At 57.9% G+C, this 24,323-nt stretch carries 17 protein-coding genes; 5 read left to right on the top strand and 12 right to left on the bottom strand.

What is annotated here, in order from left to right; all coding sequences use genetic code 11:
- Positions 1-12: 12 nt before the first annotated feature.
- The gene (gene csiE / locus ABLU67_RS11520) at positions 13-1,290 is read left to right on the top strand and encodes a stationary phase inducible protein CsiE (RefSeq protein ID WP_032750899.1); all 1,278 of its coding nucleotides are present in this window, start codon (positions 13-15) and stop codon (positions 1,288-1,290) included.
- Here the strand turns inward: csiE and ABLU67_RS11515 are convergent.
- From ABLU67_RS11515 to ABLU67_RS11500, 4 genes are all read right to left on the bottom strand, one after another.
- Positions 1,287-2,420 (bottom strand): 3-phenylpropionate MFS transporter, encoded by a 1,134-nt coding sequence (locus ABLU67_RS11515; RefSeq protein WP_348852303.1) that lies wholly within the window; start codon positions 2,418-2,420, stop codon positions 1,287-1,289. The genes csiE and ABLU67_RS11515 overlap by 4 nt on opposite strands.
- Before the next feature lie 77 nt (positions 2,421-2,497).
- A complete protein-coding gene (locus ABLU67_RS11510) occupies positions 2,498-3,334 on the bottom strand; it encodes an aldose 1-epimerase (protein WP_025106591.1) in 837 nt (278 codons plus the stop codon).
- The gene (locus ABLU67_RS11505) at positions 3,334-4,770 is read right to left on the bottom strand and encodes a sugar porter family MFS transporter (protein WP_348836667.1); all 1,437 of its coding nucleotides are present in this window, start codon (positions 4,768-4,770) and stop codon (positions 3,334-3,336) included. The genes ABLU67_RS11510 and ABLU67_RS11505 overlap by 1 nt, the downstream gene beginning before the upstream one ends.
- Positions 4,771-4,840: 70 nt before the next feature.
- Positions 4,841-8,116: a DUF5107 domain-containing protein gene (locus ABLU67_RS11500; protein ID WP_348852302.1), complete on the bottom strand. Its 3,276-nt coding sequence runs from the start codon at positions 8,114-8,116 to the stop codon at positions 4,841-4,843.
- A gap of 112 nt (positions 8,117-8,228) precedes the next feature.
- Between ABLU67_RS11500 and ABLU67_RS11495 the strand changes: the two genes are divergently transcribed.
- Positions 8,229-9,425 carry an ROK family protein gene (locus ABLU67_RS11495; protein ID WP_275050769.1) on the top strand — a complete coding sequence of 399 codons (1,197 nt, stop codon included), beginning with the start codon at positions 8,229-8,231 and terminating at the stop codon, positions 9,423-9,425.
- Between the two features lie 73 nt (positions 9,426-9,498).
- Positions 9,499-9,921, top strand: a complete 423-nt coding sequence (locus tag ABLU67_RS11490) for a DoxX family protein (RefSeq protein ID WP_025106587.1) — start codon at positions 9,499-9,501, stop codon at positions 9,919-9,921.
- 55 nt (positions 9,922-9,976) lie between these two features.
- Here ABLU67_RS11490 and glyA read toward each other — a convergent pair whose 3' ends face one another.
- Positions 9,977-11,230, bottom strand: a complete 1,254-nt coding sequence (gene glyA, locus ABLU67_RS11485; RefSeq protein WP_009654385.1) for a serine hydroxymethyltransferase — start codon at positions 11,228-11,230, stop codon at positions 9,977-9,979.
- 325 nt (positions 11,231-11,555) lie between these two features.
- On the opposite strand from glyA, the gene hmpA reads away from it, so the two are divergent.
- Positions 11,556-12,746 carry an NO-inducible flavohemoprotein gene (gene hmpA, locus ABLU67_RS11480; RefSeq protein WP_348852301.1) on the top strand — a complete coding sequence of 397 codons (1,191 nt, stop codon included), beginning with the start codon at positions 11,556-11,558 and terminating at the stop codon, positions 12,744-12,746.
- Positions 12,747-12,804: 58 nt separating this feature from the next.
- Here the strand turns inward: hmpA and glnB are convergent, their stop codons facing one another.
- The 5 genes from glnB to purL form a co-directional block, all read right to left on the bottom strand.
- Positions 12,805-13,143, bottom strand: a complete 339-nt coding sequence (glnB, locus tag ABLU67_RS11475; RefSeq protein ID WP_002914032.1) for a nitrogen regulatory protein P-II — start codon at positions 13,141-13,143, stop codon at positions 12,805-12,807.
- Between the two features lie 65 nt (positions 13,144-13,208).
- A complete protein-coding gene (gene glrR / locus ABLU67_RS11470) occupies positions 13,209-14,546 on the bottom strand; it encodes a two-component system response regulator GlrR (protein ID WP_014230390.1) in 1,338 nt (445 codons plus the stop codon).
- Positions 14,533-15,237, bottom strand: coding sequence for a two-component system QseEF-associated lipoprotein QseG (gene qseG, locus ABLU67_RS11465; RefSeq protein ID WP_348852300.1), 705 nt, complete (start codon positions 15,235-15,237; stop codon positions 14,533-14,535). Before qseG ends, glrR begins: the two co-directional genes overlap by 14 nt.
- A 13-nt stretch (positions 15,238-15,250) precedes the next feature.
- Positions 15,251-16,687, bottom strand: coding sequence for a HAMP domain-containing sensor histidine kinase (locus ABLU67_RS11460; RefSeq protein WP_025106584.1), 1,437 nt, complete (start codon positions 16,685-16,687; stop codon positions 15,251-15,253).
- Positions 16,688-17,249: 562 nt separating this feature from the next.
- On the bottom strand, positions 17,250-21,137 hold the full coding sequence (gene purL, locus ABLU67_RS11455) for a phosphoribosylformylglycinamidine synthase (protein WP_348852299.1): 3,888 nt from the start codon (positions 21,135-21,137) through the stop codon (positions 17,250-17,252).
- Positions 21,138-21,311: 174 nt separating this feature from the next.
- Between purL and mltF the strand changes: the two genes are divergently transcribed.
- Positions 21,312-22,928, top strand: coding sequence for a membrane-bound lytic murein transglycosylase MltF (mltF, locus tag ABLU67_RS11450; RefSeq protein ID WP_014839219.1), 1,617 nt, complete (start codon positions 21,312-21,314; stop codon positions 22,926-22,928).
- Here the strand turns inward: mltF and tadA are convergent.
- Positions 22,925-23,431: a tRNA adenosine(34) deaminase TadA gene (gene tadA / locus ABLU67_RS11445; RefSeq protein ID WP_014230397.1), complete on the bottom strand. Its 507-nt coding sequence runs from the start codon at positions 23,429-23,431 to the stop codon at positions 22,925-22,927. The genes mltF and tadA overlap by 4 nt on opposite strands.
- A 58-nt stretch (positions 23,432-23,489) precedes the next feature.
- Positions 23,490-24,125: a phosphatidylglycerophosphatase C gene (yfhb, locus tag ABLU67_RS11440; RefSeq protein WP_004853258.1), complete on the bottom strand. Its 636-nt coding sequence runs from the start codon at positions 24,123-24,125 to the stop codon at positions 23,490-23,492.
- Positions 24,126-24,323: the final 198 nt, after the last annotated feature.

Below are 24,323 nucleotides of genomic sequence, written 5' to 3'. Positions count from 1 at the left end.
GGAACTAACCGGATGATGACAGTGATTGAACCACCATCTGTGCTTTCCAGTCCACAGCGCCGTAGCCAGGTGCTCCTGATGTTTTATCTGCCCGGGCAGTCCGTGACGCCCGAATGGCTGGGTAACCTCACCCAGGTTGATGAGGATACCGCCCGGCAGGACATTGCGGAGACGGGACGCGAGATTCAGCGTTATCACCGCTTGACCCTTGCTTCACAAGCGGACGGCAGCTATCGGATGGAAGGCGCCGCGCTCGATCAACGCTTATGCCTGCTGCACGGCCTGCGCCGCGGGCTGCGCCTGTGCCCGCATTTTGTCAGCCACCATTTTACCCCGGCATTGAAAACGCAGCTTAAACAGCAGGGTATCGCACGCACGCTGTATGACGACACCAATCTTCAGGCATTGGTCAACCGCTGCTCGCGCGCCCTGAACCGGCAGTTTGACTGCCGCGACGTGCATTTTCTGCGTCTTTATTTACAGTATTGTTTGCTGCAGCACCACCTTGGACAGAGCCCCACTTTCACCCACGAGCAGCAGCGCTGGGCGCAAGCCGCCGCCGAGTTTTCCCTCGCCGAGGAGATTGTCCGCCACTGGCAGCGGCGGGTTGCGGCAACGCCCCATGCCGGAGAACAGCTGTTTCTGGCCCTGCTGTTTATGCTGTTGAAAACCCCCGATCCTATCCGCGATGGTCATCAGCACGATCGCCGTCTGCATCTGGCCATTTCCGGGCTGATTCACCGCTTTCAGAACCTGGCGGGCCGTCCGTTTAGCGATGAACAGGGGCTGAGCGATCAGCTCTATATTCACCTTTCGCAGGCGCTACACCGCAGCGTTTTCGCTATCGGTATCGATAACGCGCTGCCGGAGGAGATTGGCCGTCTTTATCCCCGCTTGATGCGCACAACGCAGGCTGCGCTGGCGGAGTTTGAAGCCAGCTGGCAGGTACGCTTTAGCCAGGAGGAAGTCAGTTTAATCGCGGTGATCTTCGGCGCCTGGCTGATGCAAAAAAGCGATCTGCAGGAGAAACAGGTGGTTCTGCTGACCGATGATAACCCGGACCTTGAGCAGTCGCTGGAGCAGCAGCTGCGCGAGTTAACCCTGCTGCCGCTCAATATAAAGTATTTGAGCGTGAGCACCTTTCAGAAAGAGGGCGCGCCGAAGGAAGTGACGCTGATCGTCACTCCCTATGCCACGGCGCTGCCGCTGTTTTCGCCGCCGCTGTTTCACGCCGAAGAGACGTTCAGCGATCATCAGCAGCAGCAGATTTGCAAAATGCTGGAGGCCTAAGCCACCGCTTTTGGCCGCACCACCAGCGCCGGTAAGGCCACCAGCGCCATCACCCAGAAAACGCCCTGGTGCAGATGCTGGTAGAAGAAACCGGCAAAGACCGTCATCACCGCAATGCTGCCGCCCATCGCGACGGCGGAGTAGACCGCCTGCAGGCGGATCACTTCGCTGCCCTGACGCGCCGCAATGTAGCGCATCGCCGCCAGATGGCACACCGTAAAGGTGCCGCAGTGGAGGATCTGCGCGACGATAAGCCAGGGTAGCGCCGTCGTCCAGCCCATCAACGTCCAGCGAATTAGCCCGCACACCGCGGACAGCAGCAGCAGATCGCGGGCGCTAAAGCGGCGGAAGACTTTTTTGCTCAGCGCGAAAATCACCACTTCCGCCACGACGCCAAGCGACCACAGGTAGCCCACGGCGGAGGCGGAATACCCCGCTTCCTGCCAGTAGATAGCGCTAAATCCGTAGTAGGCGGCGTGCGCGCCCTGCAGCAAACAGACGCAGGCGAGGAAGCGCCAGCTTTGCCGCACCAGCGTAAGCCAGGCCGCCAGGCCGGCCGCTTCCTGCTGGCGGGATTCGCCCTGCGGCTGCACCGATGGCTTCAGCAGCATGCCGAGCAGCATGGAGGCAATACCGACGCTGAGCATCACCAGTATCATCCGGTAGTCATACAGGCTGACCAGCTTCCCGGTCAGCGCCGAGCCAATGACGAAAGCTATCGACCCCCACAGGCGCACGCGCCCGTAGTCCATGGTGATCTGCTTTTGCCAGGTATTCGCCAGCGCGTCGGTCAGCGGCACCAGCGGCGAGAAAAAGAGATTAAAGCCGACGATAATCACCATCAGCCAGGCAACCTGGTGGCCGATCCAAAATGCGAGCGCAAAGAGCAGCGTCAGCAGCGCCAGAATGCGCAGAGAAGAGATAAGACGGGACGGGTCGCTGACCCGCGGCGCAATCAGCAGGCTGCCAAGAAAGCGCGACACCAGCCCGGCGCCGAGCAGCATGCCGATGGTTTCCGGCGTCAGGCCAAGTCCGGAAAGCCAGACGCTCCAGAAAGGCAGGAAGATACCGTAGCTAAAAAAATAGGTGAAGTAACTTAGCGCCAGCCAGCGCGTGGAGTGTAAGACCATGATTCCCTCCCGAATGGAGGCGACAGTCTGGCGATAAAGCGGGGCGGGCGCAAGATACCCTCGCCCCAGATATGGCGCTATTCGCGCCCCTGTACGTCTATTTTCAGCGAAAAACTCAGCGTATCTCCGGCGCCTAAAACCCGCAGCCCCGGCTGTCCGTCCATGTTATGGGCGTTTACCGGATGACTTTGCGGCTCGAGGCAAAGGAACGGCTCGCCCTGCATTCTGAAAAGCATCAACCACGGAGTTTGCGAAAGAATTGTGATATCCATCACATCACTAATCACCCTCGCCCGCCCGCTCCAGCCGGAATAGCCCACGTTCAGCCAGCGATCCTCACCGTACTGCGCGTGGCTGAAATCGGCGTAGCCGGGCAACTGGCCTTGCCAGCCGAGAGGAAGATGCTGCTCCCCTTCCGGCCAGTAGCCGGCGGCTGCAAACTGCACCGTACCGCGCTTATCAAAAGGAAAAAACGGATGAAAACCGCAGCCATAGGGGATGGGCGTGCTACCGCAGTGGGTAAGCGTCAGCGCAGCCACCAGCTGGTTACGCAGCAGCTGGTAGCGGATCTGCGCCAGGTAATCGAAACCGCAGGCATGCTGCCGACGTAGCTGTAACACGCAATAGCCGCCGCCGCGCGCAATCATATCCCAGCGCTGCAGCCAACCGTCGCCGTGGAGAAAAAAATGCGCGTCGGCGTGGTGGCGAGGCAGAACTATCTCACGTCCCTGAAAAATAAAGCGGTTCCCGGCGACGCGATTGGCCAGCGGCAGCATCGGAAACATGCCGCCGGCGGGGTTTTCATACAGCACCGGCGCCTGATAATGCCGCGAGTATAAACTTTGCACTTTGCCGCCCAGAGAAGCGACGCGCATCCGCAGATGCGCGTTTTCCAGAATCCACTCTTCCGCCATTAGCGCGTCTGCTCCTGCTTCATCGCCTGAGCGCCCGCATGACGTTGCGCCAGCTGCTCTTCCAGGGCTTCGAGAGTGACCCCCTTCGTTTCCGGCACGTTGCGCAGAATATAGAGGTAGCCGGCAGCGCAAATGACGCCATACAGCAGGAAACTGCCCGCCGCGCCCAGTCCAGCATTAAGCAGCGGGAAAGTGTAGGTTAACAAGAAACAGGCAATCCACAGCGCCAGGGTGCCTAAGGACATCGCGAGTCCGCGAACGCGGTTGGGGAAGATTTCCGCCAGCAGTACCCAAGTAACCGGCGCCAGGGTCAAGGCGTAAATAGCAATCGCCGCCAGCACCAGCAGCAGAACGGGCCAGCCCATGATGCCCATGCCATAGGCGGCGGCAATCAGAACATAGATCAGCGTCAACCCTGAGGCACCGAGCAGCATTAATTTACGGCGGCCGATTTTATCCACCAGCGGCAGCGCGGCGAGGGTAAACACCAGGTTGACGATTCCCGTTGCGACGATCGATTTCAGCGTGCTGTTAATATCGAATCCCGCCGAGGCAAAAATCTCCTGCGCGTAGTTAAAGATGACGTTAATTCCGCACCACTGCTGGAAGACGGCGAGGACCATACCAATGATAACGATCGGTTTAACCTGCGGAGCCAGCAGCGCGCCGTAGGATATTTTATGGTTATCTTTTTCCAGCGTGTGCGCGATGTCGTGTAATATCCTGTCGGCATAGTCGGCGGAGCCAATGCGCTCCAGCGCGGCCCGGGCGCGATCCGGCTTACCGGCCTTCATGAGCCAGCGCGGCGACTCAGGAACAAAAAACATCAGCACCAAAAACGCCAGCGCAGGCACCAGTTCCGCGCCGAACATCCAGCGCCAGCCCATCTGCCCGTTCCAGGTCTCCACAATCATCTGCTGCGTCGCCCCCGTCGCTACGGGTTCCGCAATCATCAGGTTGATAAGCTGAGCGGCCAGCACGCCAATCACGATAGTGAGCTGGTTTATCGCAACAAAGCGCCCTCTTTTTTCTGCCGGGCTGACTTCCGCGATGTAAAGCGGGCTGAGCGCGGATGCCAGACCAATGCCCACGCCGCCCACAATGCGGTAAACCACAAACATGTCGAAACTGCTGGCGACCGCCGTCCCCCACGCCGAAGCGCTGAACAGCACGGCGGACAGTATTAAGGGCAGCTTGCGCCCCAGTTTATCGGCGCACCATCCCGAGATTAATGCGCCGAAAACGCAGCCCACCAGCGCTGAGCTCATTGCCCAGCCGGACTGCGCCGGGTCGGTAATGGAAAACCAGGCTTCATAAAACGGCTTTGCGCCGCCAATCACCACCCAGTCATAGCCAAAGAGTAAACCACCGCAGGCGGCGACCAGACAGATAGTCCAGACGTAGCCCATTTTCAGATGTGTCTGCGCGTTATTCATAATGATTCCTCTATAAGGGAAACGCAGGGAACAGTAGGGTTCAGGCGGGCCAGGCCCGCCCGTTTCAGGTTCAGGAAAACATGCCGCTTTGCAGGGCATGACGAATCAGATGCGCCTTATCATGAGCCGGGTTCAGCTGCAGCAGCCGCTGCATCGCCTGCTGGCTGGCGGATAAGTTGCCCAGCCCCAGATGGCCCAGCGCTTCAATAAACAAACAGTGCTGCTGATGCTGCTGCTGCGCTGAAACATCGAGCACCACCAGATCCGGGAGAGAAACGGCAAAAAAGTCGGCTTGCGGAACGTCATCCCGATGCTGCCTGGCCCAGGCGATAAAATTCTGGAAGTGCTGCTCGGCCTGCGCCGGATTACCGCTCTTACGCAGCGCGATGCCCTGCCAGAAAAGGTAATCGGCGGGCTGATCGTTGTAGTAACGCCCGGCGTCCAGCGTTGAGCCCCCTTGCAGGGCAAGCTGGTAATATTCCGCTGCCCGGTGCGCATCCCCAGTCTGTTCCGCGCAATAGCCCAGCAAATACCAGATATCGTTGTCCGTCTGCCCGGGCAGCCGCCCCTCTCCCAGGTTATCGGGATAGCGTAACGCTTCATTCAGGCAGCGAGCGGCCTGCGTGAACGCCTTACGTTCGATCAACTGTAAAGCGCGATGGAGCTGATTGAGCAAATACTGGCCGGTAACTTTCCCCTCCCCGCCTTCCCAGGGATGAAATACGCGCGTACCGAGAATAGCGGCGGCATCGGCATAATGGCCGGCCGCGTTCCACAGGCTTAACAGCTCAGCGGTCAGGTCATCCCGTTTCAGCACCACCGCTTTGCGCGCCGCCAGCGTTTCCAGTCGTTCGTTTACCGGCGTACCCAGTGATTTTTTCAGGAAATCAAGCTCAAAGAGGAAGCGCGCGTTTTCGGGCTCAAGCTCTACGGCCCGCTGCAGATAAGCCAGCGCCTGCGCGGCATCCTGTTGTTTGTTCCAGGCGTAGACCCCCAGCAGACGATGAGCGGGCGCATAGTCGGGAGATTTTTCCAGCGTCTCGCGCCAGCAGCTTACCGCCTCTTCATAGCGACGTTTGCTGTACCAGAAGCAACCGAGCAGATAGCGGGCAAAAGCGCTATCGCTCAGGGTTTGCAGCATCTGGACTTCATCGAGCGTATTGGGGAAACGCACTTTTCGCGCATGGCAGCGCTCGGCTTCGGCAATTAACCGTTGCCGTTTATTCACATCATCGCTTAACGAGGCGCGCCACAGTATCGGCAGCGCCTCCTGGCAATCCAGAACCTCAAGCACCTCCTTCGCCGCCTGCTTCTGACCGATGGAGAGCAGCCAGCCCGCCAGCAGGCTGCCGTTGATCCCTCTGCGCCCCGTTACGCGCAGCAGGCTCGCGCGCGCCTCATCGCCCGGCGCAATCATCCAGCGCGCGCAGTGCAGCGGATAGCTCAACGGGTATTGTTCGAGGCAGACGACAATATACGCCTGCGCTTCCTTCGCCCGCCCGCTGTTCGCTAACGCCAGCGCTTTCAGCCCCATAGCCAGATGGTTGCTGGCGTTAAACTGCAGGCTGGTGTTGACCTTTTCCAGCGCGTCGGCGGTATCGCCACGCTTCATCGCCAGCCTTGCCAGCGCCCACCAGGCGGCATCGCGGCAGTTACCGCTCCAGGACGCTTTGTAATAGCAATCCCATGCTCCAGCTTCATCGCCCTGCCTTTCCAGCGCGCTGCCAAGCAGCATGCTGGCTTCGCCATCGCGCGGATTTTTATTCAGACGATGGGCGCGAAGTAGCGCGGCCCGGGCACATTGCTCCGCCAGCCCCCAGTCGGCGCAATTAAACGCCAGCGTCCCGAGGGCAACATTATTGCGGTAATCCTGCGGATCGAGGGCTATCGCCCGGCGATAGTAATCCGCGGCATAGCGGCTTGCATGATTGTATTGTTCAAGATGCTGGCCGATAAAATAGAGCTCATCGCCGTTGTGAATCTCTTCCGGCATCGCCGGCGCGCAGGCAGGTTCGGGCAGGGGCGTCTGCTGAGTAATATGTTCCTGATAATCCAGCAGCGGCTGGTTGTCCGCGGTTTTCACCTTAAGGGTTAAGCGCCGGGCGTCATTTTCCGGCAGCGTATGCTGCCAGCTCTCGCCGGGCTTCAGCGTAAGCTGAGTTTCATACAGCGGCTGCTTTTCCGCGCTGAGTTCAACAACAATATTTTCCAGCGGCGCAATGGCGTAAACGCCGAGCTGCAGCTGCTCCGTCTCACGAACCAGCTTCAGCGCCAGCTGCGTATTGGCATTTTGCACCATCCCCAGCTCGCTATAGGGAAGGAAGTTTTGCACAAACACCTTCTCTTCATAAGGCGCAAGCCAGGTAAAGTCAGGCTGGTTATCGGTGTAGACGCCGGTCATCAACTCGATATAGGGGCCATTTTCGTCGGTCAGATTGCGGTCCCACGCCTGGCCAAAGTCGCCATAGCCCCAGCTCCACTGTTTTTTGCCCGGCGAGACGTGATGGTCGGCAACATGCAGCAGCCCACCCCGCTCGTCGTGGTGATAAGCGCCGACAAAGTCGTAGTCCGATTTCTCCGCCATATACGAGGTGGGTACCGGAACGTTTTTATACCGGGAGATATCGACGCCCGCAGAATAGTCCACTTTGTAGTAGGTGCCGGTGGCGATGGGAAAAGCGGAAACATCGCGCTTGCCGTGATCGAATACGGCGGTGACGTCGGGTGGAAACACGCTCTGGTGAGCATCGCCGCCTTTGACCGCCGGGTTGGCCCACCACAGGAAATGACGCGGCGTTGCGTTACCATTAAAAACCTTACCGGTGATTTCAATCAGCGCGCGGTCAGGATAGAGAGTAAACCCGGTCATGACCTGTAAACCGCGCATGGGCTCCGCTTCCCCCATCCATACGGTCTGCACGCCGTTTTCCCCGCGCTGGATCGAAAAATCGACCGGCATAAAGGTCGTCGGGCGGTGATGCTGCGGCCAGTTGAACTCGATACCGCCGGAGATCCAGGGCCCCAGTAGCCCTACCAGGGCGGGCTTAACGACTTCATTGTAATAGACGAAATCGCGCTGTTTGACTTTGTCATACGCCCGGTGAATACGTCCGCCAAGCTCAGGCAGCAGCATGATACGAATGAAATCATTCTCCATCCATACTGCCTGATAATCGCGCATTTCACGCTCGCCGGTCAGGGTATCTATCACGCCATAGGGATAGACGTTGCCGGAGGAACCCTGATAAACGCGCTTTTCCAGAAACATGGGGTTCGGATCCTCCGCCCCCGTCGTCCACGTAGGTAATGTAATTGTTTCCTGCCAGACCTTAACCGAACCGTACATGACGCCTCCACTAAACGAAATAAAGTAAAACTTGCTATAGGAGGAGTTTATATCGCCATTTAGCTGCTAAAATGCGCAACGCTCACGCAATATAGTTAAGGGAGTTAAGTGTATGCAGCGCACCGGTTTGAATAACGCCCGGGTCAGGCAGGCCAACAAATCTATTTTTCTCTCCCACCTCTGGCGGGAGAAACAGCTCAGTAAATCCCAGCTTTCCCAGCTCACCGGGCTCTCTATTCCGGCTGTGAGCAACATTCTTGCCGAACTGCTTAGCGAGGAATTGATCGGCCATTCCACGGAAAAAATGAGCAAACGCGGCGTGAACAGCGGAAGCTACCAGATCCCCGAACACGGTGCCTGGACGCTATGCATGAACATCACGCCGACCAGCATTGAGTATCAGCTTGCCGATGCCCGACTGCTGGCGGTTGACGGCCACCAGCATTTGCCCATCGATGCCCCCACGCCGCAGGCCCTTCTGGAGGCCATCGTGGAATGCTGGCGACGTATACACCGCCGCTACCCGCAGCACAGCATCAATCTCGCGCTTGGCGTTCATGGGCAGGTTGATCCGGTAACCGGGGTGTCACAAACCATGCCCCAGGCGCGCTGGAAAACGCCGATTGAAATAAAGTATCTGCTGGAGGAACAGCTCGGCGTGCAGGTGCGGGTGGATAATGACTGCGTGATGCTGGCGCTGGCGGAGAAGTGGCAGCATCAGGGTATACAGCCGGATTTTTGCGTGATTAACGTCGATTACGGTATCGGCTCGTCATTTGTGATTAACGATCAGATTTATCGAGGAAGCCTCTACGGCAGCGGGCAGATAGGACACACGATTGTGAATCCTGACGGCAAGGCCTGCGACTGCGGGAGATACGGTTGCCTCGAAACCGTAGCGTCCCTCAGCGCGTTGAAAAAGCAGGCGCGGATGTGGCTCAAAACGCAGCCGGAAGCGCAGCGCTCTCCCGAGCAATTAACCACGGCATCGCTCATTGAAGCCTGGGAACAGGGAGACGTGCATATTCGCGCATGGGTTGATAGCGCGGCCAACGCCATTGGCTTAAGCCTTTATAATTTCTTAAATATTTTGAATATTAATCAGATCTGGCTATACGGACGCAGCTGCGCCTTTGGCGAACAATGGCTGGAAAGTATCGTTAAACAAACCGGCTTTAATCCCTTTGACCACGGCGATACGCCGCGAGCGCACGCCACTCAAATCGGCTTTGGCAAACTGACCCGCGCCCAGCAGCTGATGGGGATCGGTTATCTGTACGTGGAGGAACAGCTGCAAACGCTGCGTTAATCGTCAGCGGACGTGGCGGAGCGCAAATTTGTGTATTACGTTTAAATCACACGTCTCTCATAACGAGCTGATTATGAACACTCTACGCTACTTTGACTTTGGCTCCTCCCGCTCTCTGCTGCTGCTGATTGCGCGTATCGCGGTGGTGGTGCTGTTTATTCTTTTCGGCTATCCCAAGCTGCTCGGCTTTAGCGGCACGGTGCAGTACATGGCCTCCTCCGGCGCGCCGATGCCAACGCTTGCGGCCATCATTGCCATTATTATGGAAGTGCCGGCGGCCATTTTAATTGTGCTGGGCTTTTTCACCCGCCCGCTGGCGGTGATCTTTATTTTTTATACCCTCGGTACCGCGGTGATTGGCCATCACTACTGGGATATGACCGGCGATGCGGTTCTGCCGAACATGATTAACTTCTGGAAAAACATCAGTATTGCCGGCGCCTTCCTGCTGCTGGCGATAACCGGTCCCGGAGCGATTTCGCTCGACCGCCGCTAATCAACAGACGCAAAAAAGGCCGCATCAGCGGCCTTTTTTATGTCAACGCTAACGCTTACGCATAAACCGGGAAGCGTGCGCAGATATCCAGCACTTTACCCTTCACGCGCTCAATGACCGCTTCGTCATTGATGTTGTCCAGCACGTCGCACATCCAGCCGGCCAGCTCTTTCACTTCCGCTTCTTTAAAGCCGCGACGGGTGACCGCCGGAGAACCGATACGGATGCCGGAGGTCACAAACGGGCTCTTCGGATCGTTCGGCACGCTGTTTTTGTTGACGGTGATGTTAGCACGGCCCAGCGCAGCGTCCGCTTCTTTACCGGTCAGGTTTTTATCGACCAGATCCAGCAGGAACAGGTGGTTTTCAGTGCCGCCGGAAACCACTTTGTAGCCGCGGTTCAGGAACACTTCTACCATTGCCTTCGCGTTTTTCGCTACCTGCTGCTGGTAAACTTTGAACTCCGGCTCCATCGCTTCTTTCAGCGCAACGGCTTTCGCCGCGATAACGTGCATCAGCGGGCCGCCCTGGGCGCTCGGGAATACGGCAGAGTTCAGTTTTTTGTACAGCTCTTCGCTGCCGCCTTTCGCCAGGATCAGGCCGCCGCGCGGACCGGCCAGGGTTTTGTGGGTAGTGGTGGTCACGACGTGAGCATGCGGAACCGGGTTCGGGTAAACGCCAGCGGCGATCAGACCGGCAACGTGGGCCATGTCGACGAACAGGTATGCGCCGATGCTGTCAGCGATTTCGCGCATTTTTGCCCAGTCAACCACGCCGGAATAAGCGGAGAAACCACCGATAATCATCTTCGGTTTATGTTCCTGAGCCTGCTTAGCCATGTCTTCATAGTCAATTTTACCGGACTCATCGATGCCGTAAGGAATGATGTTGTACAGTTTGCCGGAGAAGTTGACCGGGGAGCCGTGAGTCAGGTGACCACCCTGCGCCAGGTTCATACCCAGAACGGTATCGCCCGGCTGCAGCAGTGCAGTATAGACCGCGAAGTTAGCCTGGGAGCCGGAGTGCGGCTGCACGTTAGCGTAGTCAGCGCCGAACAGCTCTTTGGCGCGATCGATAGCCAGCTGCTCTACGATATCGACGTATTCACAGCCGCCGTAGTAGCGCTTGCCCGGATATCCTTCAGCGTATTTGTTGGTCAGCTGAGAGCCCTGCGCCTGCATAACGCGCGGGCTGGTGTAGTTTTCGGAGGCGATCAGTTCGATGTGCTCTTCCTGACGTACTTTTTCTTGCTCCATAGCCTGCCACAGTTCGGCATCATAATCGGCAATGTTCATTTCACGCTTTAACATCCGCATCTCCTGACTCAGCTAACAATAAAATTTCGGCCTAAAAAGGCGGTCCACCTGGACAACGGCCCACAGTATAACTGAATCATTCTGCGATAACAGGTCTTGACAAAGGATTTTACGCAAACGATTGGCTCCGCGTTACACAAGGCTTTGAGCAATAAAGCACCTTCGATTATCAACGGATTTCTTTTCAGGTTTGTGATGCAAATAATTCATGTTGTAACTGCCTTATGGGAAAGTGTTAAAGAACCATTTACAAAGCAGGGTTATTTTTATAAGATGCATTTTAAATGCATCATTAAGATAACCTATAAAGGAAGCTGCTATGCTCGACGCGCAAACCATCGCTACGGTGAAAGCCACCATCCCTCTGCTGGTTGAAACCGGTCCGAAACTGACCGCCCATTTTTACGACCGCATGTTTGCTCATAATCCCGAACTCAAAGAAATCTTTAATATGAGTAATCAGCGCAACGGCGACCAGCGCGAGGCGCTGTTCAACGCCATTGCCGCCTATGCCAGCAATCTTGAGAACCTGCCCGCCCTGCTGCCGGCGGTGGAAAAAATCGCCCAGAAGCACACCAGCTTCCAGATCCAGCCCGAGCAGTACAATATTGTCGGCACCCACCTGCTGGCCACCCTTGACGAGATGTTCAGCCCGGGTCAGGAAGTGCTGGATGCCTGGGGCAAGGCCTACGGCGTGCTGGCCAACGTCTTTATTAATCGTGAAGCGCAAATCTACAGCGAAAGCGCCAGTAAAACCGGCGGCTGGGAAGGCACCCGCGCGTTCCGCATCGTCAGAAAAACGCCGCGCAGCGCGCTGATTACCAGCTTTGAGTTTGAGCCGGTCGACGGCGGCGCGGTCGCTGAATACCATCCGGGCCAGTACCTGGCGGTCTGGCTGAAGCCGGAAGGCTTTCCGCATCAGGAAATTCGTCAGTACTCTTTGACCCGCAAACCCGACGGTAAAGGCTATCGCATTGCGGTTAAGCGTGAAAACGGCGGCCAGGTTTCAAACTGGCTGCATGATTCTGCGAAAGAAGGCGACGTGATTTACCTGGCCGCGCCGGCCGGCGATTTCTTCCTCAACGTGGCGCCGGAAACGCCGGTCACGCTGCTCTCCGGCGGCGTCGGTCAGACGCCGATGCTGGCGATGCTGGACACGCTGGCAAAAGCACAGCATCCGGCGCAGGTGAACTGGTTCCACGCGGCAGAGAATGGCGACGTGCACGCCTTCGCGGAGGAAGTGAAAGCGCTGGGTGAAACCCTGCCGAAGTTTACTTCTCACGTCTGGTACCGCAGCCCGAGCGAAACGGACCGTGACGCCGGCGCGTTTGACAGCGAAGGTTTGATGGATTTAGCGGCCCTGGCCGACAAGATCGGCGACCCGCAGATGCAGTTCTATCTCTGCGGCCCGGTGGCGTTTATGCAGTTTGCCGCGAAGCAGCTGGTAGATCTGAGCGTGAGCAGCGGCAACATTCATTACGAGTGCTTCGGCCCGCACAAGGTGCTGTAAACAGAGCCATGGATGCAGGCGGCCCGGAAATTATCGGGCCGCCATTCGGTTTGTCAGCTTAAATCGCCGCGTCGTCTTCTTCGCCGGTGCGGATACGAATCACGCGCGCGACATCGAAAACAAAGATCTTACCGTCGCCGATTTTGCCAGTCTGCGCCGTACGGATAATGGTATCCACGCAGGTATCGACGATATCATCGGTGACAACGATTTCGATTTTCACTTTCGGCAGAAAATCGACCATATACTCCGCGCCGCGATACAGCTCGGTATGCCCCTTCTGGCGGCCAAAACCTTTCACTTCCGTTACCGTCATCCCGGTGATGCCGACTTCGGCCAGCGCTTCACGCACGTCATCCAGTTTGAAGGGTTTAATAATCGCATCAATCTTTTTCATGGTGTTCCTGTTTTAGTCGCGTAACCGGTTGCTAACCGTATCATAACTTGCGTCATCACACGGAGCTACTCTTTAAAGTCGTTAGCGTCGAGCTCGTGGCGCGACAGCAGCTTATAAAATTCGGTGCGGTTGCGCCCCGCCATCCGCGCCGCATGCGTGACGTTGCCTTTAGTGATTTGCAGCAGCTTGCGCAGGTAATTGAGCTCAAACTGATTCCGCGCCTCAACAAAGGTTGGCAGCGCGGTGTTTTCCCCTTCCAGCGCCTGCTCCACCAGGGCGTCGCTAATGACCGGCGAAGAGGTTAGCGCCACGCACTGCTCAATCACGTTCACCAGCTGGCGCACGTTGCCCGGCCATTTTGCGGCCATCAGCCGCTTCATCGCATCGGTGGAGAACGCGCGAACAAAGGGTTTGTGGCGATCGGCGGACTGGCGCAGCAGATGGTTCGCCAGCAGCGGAATATCTTCCGTACGCTCGGCCAGCGGCGGGATTTTCAGATTCACCACGTTGAGACGATAAAACAGATCTTCGCGAAACTCGCCGCGCGCCATGGCCTTCGGCAGGTCGCGATGGGTCGCAGAAATAATCCGCACATCAATGTCGATATCGCGGTTGCTGCCCAGCGGGCGCACTTTACGCTCCTGCAGAACGCGCAGCAGTTTAACCTGCAGCGCCACCGGCATATCGCCGATTTCATCAAGAAACAGGGTCCCGCCTTCTGCAGCCTGGAATAGCCCCTCGCGATTGCTGACCGCGCCGGTAAAAGCGCCGCGGGCGTGGCCAAACAGTTCTGACTCCAGCAGCTGCTCGGGAAGCGCGCCGCAGTTAATGGCGACAAAAGGTTTATCGCGGCGCGGGCTGGCGTTATGAATTGCCTGGGCGACAATCTCCTTGCCGGTACCGCTCTGGCCGTTAATCAGTACGCTGACGTCCGACTGCGCCACCATCCCGGCCTGCTCCAGCAGACGCTCCATCAGCGGGCTGCGGGTCACAATCGCCTGGCGCCAGCGCTCATCGGTGGTGGGCGCGCTCTGCTCCAGCGCGTCATCAATCGCTTTATACAGAGCGTCTTTATCCACCGGCTTGGTGAGAAAGCTAAATACGCCCTGCTGGGTCGCGGCAACGGCGTCCGGAATGGAACCGTGCGCGGTGAGAATGATCACCGGCATTCCCGGCTGAACCTTCTGGATTTCGCTGAACAGCTGGAGGCCGTCCATCTCGTCCATCCGCAGGTCGCTGACTACCAGGTCGACTTTGTCACGGCTCAGGGTGCGCAGGGCCTCCGGCCCGCTCTCGGCGGTCAGTACGCTGTATCCTTCGCTGACAAGACGCATGCCCAGCAGCTTCAGCAGCCCCGGATCGTCGTCCACCAGCAGCAGGCGAGCGGGTTTACGGATCGTCATGAATCACCTCCGGGACCTTCTCGCCGCCGTACCCGGCGTCCGGGCTGAAGTTCCCGCCGGGTTTACGGCTGGAGAGCTGGCGCTCGATGTCGGTGAGATTCTCCAGCTTGCGGGTCGTCAGTTCGAGCTGACTGCGAAGTTCAATTTCCTGCTGACGCAGCGTCTCCAGCTCCGCATCGCTTGACTGCTGCAATTTGGCGTAGCGGGAGCGCTCCTCAATCAGCTGAAGCTGCCGGCCCTGGGCATCGCGCCAGAGCTGATAAAGCGGGCGAACCTGGGCGGCGATTTGCGGGCTGAAGGCATCCAGACTGGCTACCAGATCGCGACGTTCGTTGGGCGTAATTTTGGCATCGGCCAGTAAAATGCCGCGTTTAAAGGCATCCTGCCAGCTGTTGGCATCGTGCTGCCGGGCTTCAGCCCGCGCCTGTACCGGAGCAAGGCGATCCGCGCAGTCAATTCCCCGCAGCCAGTAAAGCGGGTTTTTATCACTGGCCTCGCTTTGCAGGCTCCAGATGTCGGCGCACTCCACCGAAAGAAAATCGGCGACCTGATGCTGCGGCAGCACGGAGAGCGTTTTACCATCCGCGGCGTGTGGTGATGTAGAGGCGGAACATCCCGCCAGCGCCAGGCAGGACATGCCTGACAGCAGCCATCCCCTGAGGGGACGGACAAGTGCGAAGAAGTGGGACATATTCACCCGATAGTTATACGTTATTTTGTCCAGACTCGGCGACGGGGAGCGTGATACGAAAACAGATTAGCCCTGATTTATCATCAACCAGGCTCAGCTCGCCCTGCATTTGCCGTACGCAGTCGCGGGCAATGCTCAGCCCCAGACCGCTGCCTTTTACCGCCCCTTTACGCTGGTGGCTTCCCTGATAAAAAGGCTCAAAAATCATGTTTCTCTCTGCGGGCGGGATCGGCTCGCCGTCGTTAATGACGTCAATGCGCACCTGCTCGCCGTGCCGATAGCTATGAATGCGAATGTTACCGGATTCAGCACCATAGTGCACCGCATTGGAGTAGAGATTATCCAGGACGCTCACCAGCAGAGCGGGCTCCGCTTCGCATAAACGCTCGCTGAGCAACAGTTCGGTATGCATCATTTTAGCTCTTGCCGGCAGGCTATGGGCAGAAACCACATTTTCCACCAGTTCGGCCAGGTTTACCGTCTCGCGCGCAATCGGGCCATCGGCCTGTTTACGGTTGTAATCCAGCAGCTGCTCGATCAGCTTTTGCAGGTTGCGGCTGCTGTTATCGAGAATTTCAACGATCTCCTGCTGCTCGGGCGTCAGCGGCCCGGCCACCCGGTCGGCAAGCAGCTCCGTCCCTTCGCGCATGCTGGCCAGCGGCGTTTTCAGCTCATGGGAAAGATGGCGCAGGAACTGATGACGCTGGGATTCCAGCCAGGCAAGGCGTTCGCTCAGCCAGATAATGCGTTTACCGACGGAGCGCAGCTCGCGTGGACCGGTAAACAGCGCGGCGTCGTCCAGCGACTTCCCCTCCCCCAGTCGGTTGATCATTCTCTCAATGCCCTTCACCGGGCCGATAATCATGCGGGTGAACAGCAGCACCAGCGCCAGGCTGAGCAGGAACAGCACCAGCGCCTGCCAGCCGAAGAACTGCCCGCGCTCGGCGATTTCCTGCTGCAGCTGCTGCCCGCGCGAATAGACCACCGTTCGGGTTGCCTGCACCATGTCGCTATTGGCCGAGGCAAACGCTTCCAGGCTGGCGGCTGACTTCGCCGCCGGACCGCTATTTTTACACTGCAGCTCGGCCAGATCGTCGAGATCCTGACGCAGCGCCTGCCAGATTTTCTCATCGGGCAGGACGCCCGCGTGAGCATCAAGCATTTCGCTGTAGCGTTGGCGCTGATTCTGGTAGACCCGCGCCAGCGTCGGATCGTCCAGCACGCAGTACTGACGGTAGCTACGTTCCATCTCCAGCGATGCGTTGATCATCGCTTCGCTGCGGCGGGCGTCGATAAGGGTAGTACGGTTGATATGCGCCGCCTGCGCGCTCAGCGCGTTGAGGCTTTGCCACGCCTGCCATGCCAGCACCAGCAGCGGCAGCAGGATCAGCACGAAGGATAGCGTGACCAGCTGGCGCAGCGAACGGGGGAAAAGGGAGAGTCGCTTCACGGATAGGGTCTCAATCATTAGCTCATGACGATGCTAACCGAGGACGCAATAAACATCTACGCCGGAAATAATAAAGCCAGGCTACAGGAGCCTGGCTTTATTAAGAAATGAGGCGGTGCCTTACTCGACGTTTCGCCCGATGACTGATAAAGCGGAGCTGTTATCAGGAGTTGGACGGCAGGCACCTGTTTGTGCGTCATTCGAAGTTTATGTAGCGCGTCCCGAAGGGGCTGACATAAGAAGGTGAATGAGCCACTGGTTATAATTATGCACGAACTATGCCACATCTCAAAACATTTTATTAACACAATGAAATATAATACCTTTTTACTATTCATGGGCATGAATGATGATGGTCGGTTTTCGCGCAAAGTGTCGCTGATTAGCAACAACGGATGAATGGTTTAGCAATGCTATTATAAATCAATAAGTTAAGTGTCACCTTTTGACGACACCGCTATAGCGCGTTTGTCGGCGATCCCCGACACCTGCTGTCGATACGCCTCACCAATAAAAAAGCCCCCTGCGCGGGCAGGAGGCTTAATGCGATTTGTGAGCGGTTTTAGCCCAGCTGTTTACGCGCGTTGCGGAAAATACGCATCCACGGGCTGTCTTCGCCCCAGTTTTCCGGATGCCAGGAGTTCGACACGGTGCGGAACACGCGTTCCGGGTGCGGCATCATGATGGTCGCGCGCCCGCTTTCGCTGGTCACCGCGGTGATACCGTTCGGCGAACCGTTCGGGTTAGCCGGATAGTTTTCCGTCACCTTACCAGCGTTGTCGACAAAGCGCAGCGCCACCAGGCCTTTACTTTCCAGCTGCGCCAGATGCGCGCCATCGCGAACTTCCACCTGCCCTTCACCGTGGGATACGGCAATCGGCATCATTGATCCCACCATCCCCTGCAGCAGCAGAGACGGGCTCTGGGTCACTTCAACCAGGCTGAAGCGGGCTTCAAAGCGGTCGGACTGGTTACGCACAAAGCGCGGCCACAGCTCGCTGCCCGGGATCAGCTCGCGCAGGTTAGACATCATCTGGCAGCCGTTGCACACGCCCAGCGCCAGGGTTTGCGGACGATGGAAGAAGGTGGCAAATTCGTCGCGAACCCGCTCATTGAACAGAATCGATTTCGCCCAGCCCTCACCCGCGCCTAAAACGTCACCGTAGGAGAAGCCGCCGCAGGCCACCAGCGCCTGGAAGTCAGCAAGACCGGTACGGCCCGCCAGCAGGTCGCTCATGTGCACGTCGATGGCATCAAAGCCCGCGCGATGGAACGCCGCGGCCATTTCTACATGGGAGTTCACGCCCTGCTCGCGCAGCACCGCAACCTTCGGACGCGCGCCGGTGGCAATATAAGGCGCAGCGATATCCTCATTGATATCGAAGGAGAGCTTCACGTTGAGGCCCGGATCGGCATCGTTGGCTTTCGCCTCGTGCTCCTGGTCGGCGCACTCCGGGTTATCGCGCAGACGCTGCATTTGCCAGGTGGTTTCTGCCCACCACATGCGCAGCGTTGTGCGGCTTTCGCTGAATACCGGATGACCGTCGGCCTCGATGACAAAGCGATCGCCCGTCGTGGCCTGGCCAAGATAGTGAACGCAATCCGCCAGACCATGAGCGGCCAGCAGCGCTTCCACCGCCTGGCGGTCGGCGGCACGAACCTGAATCACCCCGCCAAGCTCCTCGTTAAACAGCGCGGCCAGACGATCCTCGCCGAGCGCGGCGATATCAACCTTGACGCCGCAGTGGCCGGTAAAGGCCATCTCGGCCAGCGTGACCAGCAGGCCACCGTCAGACCGGTCGTGCCACGCCAGCAGCTTACCTTCGGCCACCAGCGCCTGCATTGCGTCCCAGAAGCCTTTCAGCTGTGCGACATCGCGCACGTCGGCGGTCACATCGCCAAGCTGACGATAAACCTGCGCCAGCGCGGTCGCGCCCAGCGCATTGTTCCCCTTGCCTAAATCAATCAGCAGCAGGGCGTTGTCTTCGGTCGCGAGCTGTGGGGTGACGGTACGGCGTACGTCTTCCACGCGAGCAAAGGCGGAAATCACCAGCGACAGCGGAGAGGTCATCTCGCGCTGTTCAGCGCCTTCCTGCCAGCGGGTTTTCATCGACATGGAGTCTTTACCCACCGGAATGGTCAGTCCCAGGGCCGGACAGAGCTCTTCGCCAACCGCTTTTACCGCTTCATATAAACCGGCGTCTTCGCCCGGGTGACCGGCTGCGGCCATCCAGTTTGCCGACAGCTTCACGCGATTGAGCGCGCCAATCTGCGTCGCCGCGATGTTGGTCAGCGCCTCGCCGACCGCCAGTCGGGCGGAAGCGGCAAAGTCCAGCAGCGCCACCGGCGCGCGCTCGCCAATAGACATGGCTTCGCCATAGTAGCTGTCGAGACTGGCGGTGGTCACCGCGCAGTTAGCCACCGGGATCTGCCACGGACCCACCATCTGATCGCGCGCCACCATACCAGTGACGGTACGGTCGCCGATGGTGACGAGGAAGGTTTTCTCCGCCACGGTCGGCAGGTGCAGCACGCGATTCACCGCGTCGGCAATAGTGATTCCCTGGCGTTCCAGACTCTGGCCCTGGGCTTTGAGCGTCTGCACGTCGCGGGTCATTTTCGGCGTTTTGCCCAGCAGCACGTCAAGCGGCAGGTCGATCGGGCGATCGTCAAAGTGAGTATCGTCGAGGCTCAGATGCAGCGCTTCGGTCGCTTCGCCAATCACAGCATACGGCGCGCGTTCGCGGCGGCACAGCTCATCAAACAGCGGCAGCTGCTCCGGCGCGACCGCCAGCACATAACGTTCCTGCGATTCGTTACACCAGATCTCCAGCGGGCTCATGCCCGGCTCATCGCTGAGGATATCGCGCAGCTGGAATTTACCGCCGCGTCCGCCGTCGCTGACCAGTTCAGGCATCGCGTTCGACAGACCGCCGGCGCCGACGTCGTGGATAAACAGAATCGGGTTGGCGTCGCCCAGCTGCCAGCAGCGGTCGATAACTTCCTGGCAACGACGTTCCATTTCCGGGTTGTCGCGCTGTACGGAGGCGAAATCGAGATCGGCATCGGACTGGCCGGAAGCCATTGAAGAGGCCGCGCCGCCGCCAAGACCGATGTTCATCGCCGGACCGCCGAGAACAATCAGCTTCGCGCCGACGACGATCTCGCCCTTCTGCACGTGTTCGCCGCGAATGTTGCCGATACCGCCCGCCAGCATAATGGGCTTGTGATAGCCGCGCAGCTCTTCGCCGTTGTGGCTGCTCACTTTCTCTTCATAGGTACGGAAGTAACCGTTGAGCGCCGGACGACCAAATTCGTTGTTAAACGCCGCGCCGCCCAGCGGGCCTTCGGTCATGATATCCAGCGCGGTGACGATACGCTCCGGCTTACCGAAATCCTCTTCCCAAGGCTGCTCAAACCCCGGAATACGCAGGTTGGAAACCGAGAAGCCCACCAGACCCGCTTTCGGCTTCGCGCCGCGCCCGGTGGCGCCTTCATCGCGAATTTCGCCGCCGGAACCGGTCGCCGCGCCCGGCCACGGAGAGATCGCCGTCGGGTGGTTATGGGTTTCGACCTTCATCAGAATATGCGCGTCTTCCTGGTGGAAGTCGTAGCGGCCGGTTTCGTGGTCGGCGAAGTAGCGCCCCACGGCTGAACCTTCCATTACCGCGGCGTTGTCTTTATAAGCAGACAGCACGTAGTCCGGGGTTTTCTCGAAGGTGTTTTTGATCATTTTAAACAGCGACTTCGGCTGCTTTTCGCCATCAATGACCCAGTCGGCGTTAAAAATCTTGTGTCGGCAGTGCTCGGAGTTAGCCTGCGCGAACATATAGAGTTCGATATCGTTCGGGTTGCGACCCAGCTTCTGGAAAGCATCCTGCAAATAGTCGATTTCATCATCCGCCAGCGCCAGCCCCAGACGGAGGTTGGCGTCAATCAGCGCCTGACGGCCCAGGCCCAGCAGATCAACGCTGGTGACCGGGGTTGGCTGATGGTGGGCGAAGAGTTTTTCACCCTCTTCCAGCGCGCCAAAGACGCTTTCCATCATGCGGTCATGCAGTTCGGCCGCCACCTGCGACCACTGTTCGTCATTCAGGCTGCTCGCTTCGACGTAATACGCCACGCCGCGCTCCAGGCGCAAAACCTGTGACAGGCCGCAGTTATGGGCGATGTCGGTAGCTTTAGAAGACCAGGGAGAGATGGTGCCGGGACGGGGGGTAACGAGCAGTAGCTTGCCGGTCGGGGTATGGCTGCTTAAGTTCGGGCCATACTTGAGCAATCTTGCCAGGCTCTCGCGATCGTCGCCGCTGAGCGGGGCGCTGAGGTCGGCAAAATGAACGTACTCGGCATAAAGGGTGCTGACCGGAAGGTTGGCCGCCTGGAAACGTGCCAGCAGTTTATTGATACGGAATGCCGACAGTGCAGGTGAACCACGCAAAATTTCCATCATAAGTCTCTCGTCTTCGAAGCTTTCATGGTGAGCCAGGGGGGAAACGGGCGCCATTATAGTGAATCCTGCGCCCCGACGAAACCGTTTGCGTAGAAATAAAATGATTGCCGGGGTTTATCAATTAATGTGACTCATCTCGCGAATAAGTTGCCAACTGGCGCATTCTTAAGCAAAATGCCGCTCATTCCAGGACAACCTTTTACTTTTTCTGGTCATAATCTGCTGAGGAACGCGAAGCTGCAGAAGATTAACTATCTGAAAAAACTAAAGATTAATTATCTGCTCATCGGCATTGTGACCCTCCTGCTGGCGGCTGCCCTGTGGCCGTCTCTCCCGTGGATGGGAAAACCAGAAAACCGCGTGGCGGGGATCATGGCGCGCGGAGAACTGCGAATCAGCACCATTAATTCGCCGATGACCTTCGCGACCATCAATGACAAGACCTACGGTTTTGATTATGAGCTGGCGCAGCAGTTTGCCGACTACCTCGGCGTCGAGCTCAAAGTCACCGTCAGGCAGAATATCAGCCAGCTATTCGACGACCTCGATGAAGGCAAAGCCGACATGCTGGCAGCCGGGCTGGTCTACAACTCCGAGCGGGTGAAAAACTATCAGGTCGGGCCGACCTACTATTCCGTTTCGCAACAGCTGGTGTATCGCAAAGGCAACCTGCGTCCGCGCACCCTGGCAAACATCACCGCCGCGCAGCTGGCCATCGCTCCCGGGCACGTGGCGATTAACGATCTCCAGGCATTGAAAAAGCAAAAATATCCCGACCTTGAGTGGCACGTGGACGATAAGCGCGGCACGACGGCGCTGATGCAGGCGGTTATCGATGGCAAACTCGACTATACCGTCGCTGATTCGGTCGCCGTCAGTCTGTTCCAGCGCGTCCACCCGGAGCTGGCCGTCGCCCTCGATATCAGCGACGAACAGCCGGTCACCTGGTTTAGCGAAAAAGGTGAGGATAATTCCCTGCCGGCGGCAATGCTCGATTTCTTCAATAACATTAACGAAGATGGCACCCTGGCGAGGCTGGAGGAGAAATACCTCGGCCACGGCAACGATTTTGACTACGTTGACACCCGCACCTTCCTGCGCGCCGTGGAGAGCGTCCTCCCTGACCTGCAGCCGATGTTTGAAAAATACGCCCGACAGATAGACTGGCGGCTGCTGGCGGCTATCTCATGGCAGGAATCGCACTGGGATCCGCAGGCCACCTCTCCGACGGGCGTTCGCGGGATAATGATGCTGACCCGCAATACGGCGCAAAGCCTGGGCCTGACCGATCGTACCGACGCCGAGCAAAGCCTCGACGGCGGCATGCGTTATTTACAGGACATGATGAATAAAGTGCCGGAGTCGGTCCCACAGGACGAGCGCATCTGGTTTGCGCTGGCGGCTTATAATATGGGCTACGCGCACATGCTTGACGCGATGGCGCTGACCAAAAAGCAGAAAGGCAACCCGAATAGCTGGGCGGATGTGAAGCAGCGTCTGCCGCTGCTAAGCCAGAAAAACTACTACAGCCGACTGAAGTACGGATTTGCACGCGGGCACGAAGCCTACGCTTACGTCGAAAATATCCGCAAATATCATATCAGCCTCGTGGGCTATCTCTCTGAAAAAGAGAAAAAAGACGCGCAGATGGCGGCCTTAGGCGAACACTATCCGGCGGTCATGCCGGATGAGCTGGATAAAGAAGAGCAGTACACCAGGTCCTTTTTTAACTTTCGCGCCGAAACGCTGGTCGATAACGCAAAATTAAAAATCCCCGGAATGGGGCATTAATCTTGCGCCTGTTGGCCAGCTCGCTTTAGCGCTTTTTTCTCTTCCCGCCGCCAGCGGAAGAAATCGCTCAGCATGCCGGAACAGGCCTCCGCCATAACACCTTCCGCTATTTCTACCCGATGGTTCATGCCCGGATGATGCAGCACATCAATCAGCGACCCTGCGGCGCCGGTTTTCGCATCCCTGGCGCCAAACACCAGCCGGGAAATACGGCTATGCACCATTGCGCCGGCGCACATCACGCAGGGCTCGAGAGTAACGTACAGCGTTGCGTCAATCAGGCGATAGTTTTGCAACACCAGCCCGCCCTGACGCAGCGCCATAATCTCGGCGTGCGCGGTGGGATCGTGGCGGCCGATGGGCCGGTTCCAGCCCTCGCCGATGACCTGATGATTATGCACCAGCACGGCGCCGACCGGCACCTCGCCCTCTTCCCAGGCGCGTTTGGCCAGCGTCAGGGCGTGACGCATCCAGTATTCATCATTTAATTCATGGTCAGACAAAGCGGGCACTCCTGCAGAAAAGCGGGGCGCATTATACATGGGCGCTATGTATTACACACTATTCTAACTGCTGAAGATCGCCCTGCGGCGTTACCCGCCAGCGGTGCTGGCAAAAAGAGAGCAGCGGGTTGTCCTGCTCGCTGTCGCTGTAGCCGCTATACAAGCGCAGCGGTGCGCCGATCTTTTGTTCCAGCTGCGTCACTTTTTCATTACCGAGACAGCGCAGGGTTAACCCCCAGCCGCCGTAGCGTCGCTCCATTCGGCTGGCGATCAGATTCACCCGCGGCAGCCAGGCGGTATCAAAATAGACCTGTTCAACCAGCGACTGCGGCGAACCGGTGATCAGCCAGACGTCAGCGTCCGTGCTGGTCAGATAATGTTTAAGCCGCGCCTGAACAACTGGGAATGCCGTGACGTGCTGGCGAAACCAGCGAACAAAATTGGCCTCCAAGCGTTTAAGCTGCTGCTCGCTGCGTCCGAAGGTTGATGCCCAGAGCAGCAGGCTCATCGGCCAGCGCGCGGCGCGACCGTATAACATCAGTCCGGCCGCGATAACCGGCAATAAAGGAAGCAGCAGCAGCGCGTTCAGCGGCTGATGGCGCAGGGCATAGCGCAAAAAGCTGCCGAACATATCCTGCTGATGCAAGGTTCCATCCAGATCAAAGAAAACCACTCTCCGCGTGCTGCTATTCAAAACCCACTCCCCTGAACGATCGCATGATAACCAATAGCTTAACAGCCTTACGTCGCCAATAGCGAAAACATACGCTGCTGTTGAATCCGTATTAAGAAAACGTCTTTGCCGAGAAATCTTAGGCACAGAATTTTTAATTCGCGATAATCCTCTTATAATCGAATACAAAATTCTTTCAGCCGAGGGTGAAGCTGTCCT

The organism is Klebsiella sp. GN_Kp190 (genome assembly GCF_040061795.1).
GTDB lineage: Bacteria > Pseudomonadota > Gammaproteobacteria > Enterobacterales > Enterobacteriaceae > Klebsiella > Klebsiella michiganensis.
This window is presented reverse-complemented; position numbering and strand designations above follow the sequence as displayed.

Coding starts and splice junctions, on each gene's coding strand:
- ABLU67_RS11510 (WP_025106591.1), bottom strand. CDS start 3,334: ATGGCGGAAGAGTGGATTCTGGAAAACGCGCATCTGCGGATGCGCGTC.
- hmpA (WP_348852301.1), top strand. CDS start 11,556: ATGCTCGACGCGCAAACCATCGCTACGGTGAAAGCCACCATCCCTCTG.
- ABLU67_RS11515 (WP_348852303.1), bottom strand. CDS start 2,420: ATGGTCTTACACTCCACGCGCTGGCTGGCGCTAAGTTACTTCACCTAT.
- ABLU67_RS11500 (WP_348852302.1), bottom strand. CDS start 8,116: ATGTACGGTTCGGTTAAGGTCTGGCAGGAAACAATTACATTACCTACG.
- ABLU67_RS11505 (WP_348836667.1), bottom strand. CDS start 4,770: ATGAATAACGCGCAGACACATCTGAAAATGGGCTACGTCTGGACTATC.
- ABLU67_RS11495 (WP_275050769.1), top strand. CDS start 8,229: ATGCAGCGCACCGGTTTGAATAACGCCCGGGTCAGGCAGGCCAACAAA.
- glnB (WP_002914032.1), bottom strand. CDS start 13,143: ATGAAAAAGATTGATGCGATTATTAAACCCTTCAAACTGGATGACGTG.
- glrR (WP_014230390.1), bottom strand. CDS start 14,546: ATGACGATCCGTAAACCCGCTCGCCTGCTGCTGGTGGACGACGATCCG.
- glyA (WP_009654385.1), bottom strand. CDS start 11,230: ATGTTAAAGCGTGAAATGAACATTGCCGATTATGATGCCGAACTGTGG.
- qseG (WP_348852300.1), bottom strand. CDS start 15,237: ATGTCCCACTTCTTCGCACTTGTCCGTCCCCTCAGGGGATGGCTGCTG.
- purL (WP_348852299.1), bottom strand. CDS start 21,137: ATGATGGAAATTTTGCGTGGTTCACCTGCACTGTCGGCATTCCGTATC.
- csiE (WP_032750899.1), top strand. CDS start 13: ATGATGACAGTGATTGAACCACCATCTGTGCTTTCCAGTCCACAGCGC.
- mltF (WP_014839219.1), top strand. CDS start 21,312: ATGCCGCTCATTCCAGGACAACCTTTTACTTTTTCTGGTCATAATCTG.
- ABLU67_RS11490 (WP_025106587.1), top strand. CDS start 9,499: ATGAACACTCTACGCTACTTTGACTTTGGCTCCTCCCGCTCTCTGCTG.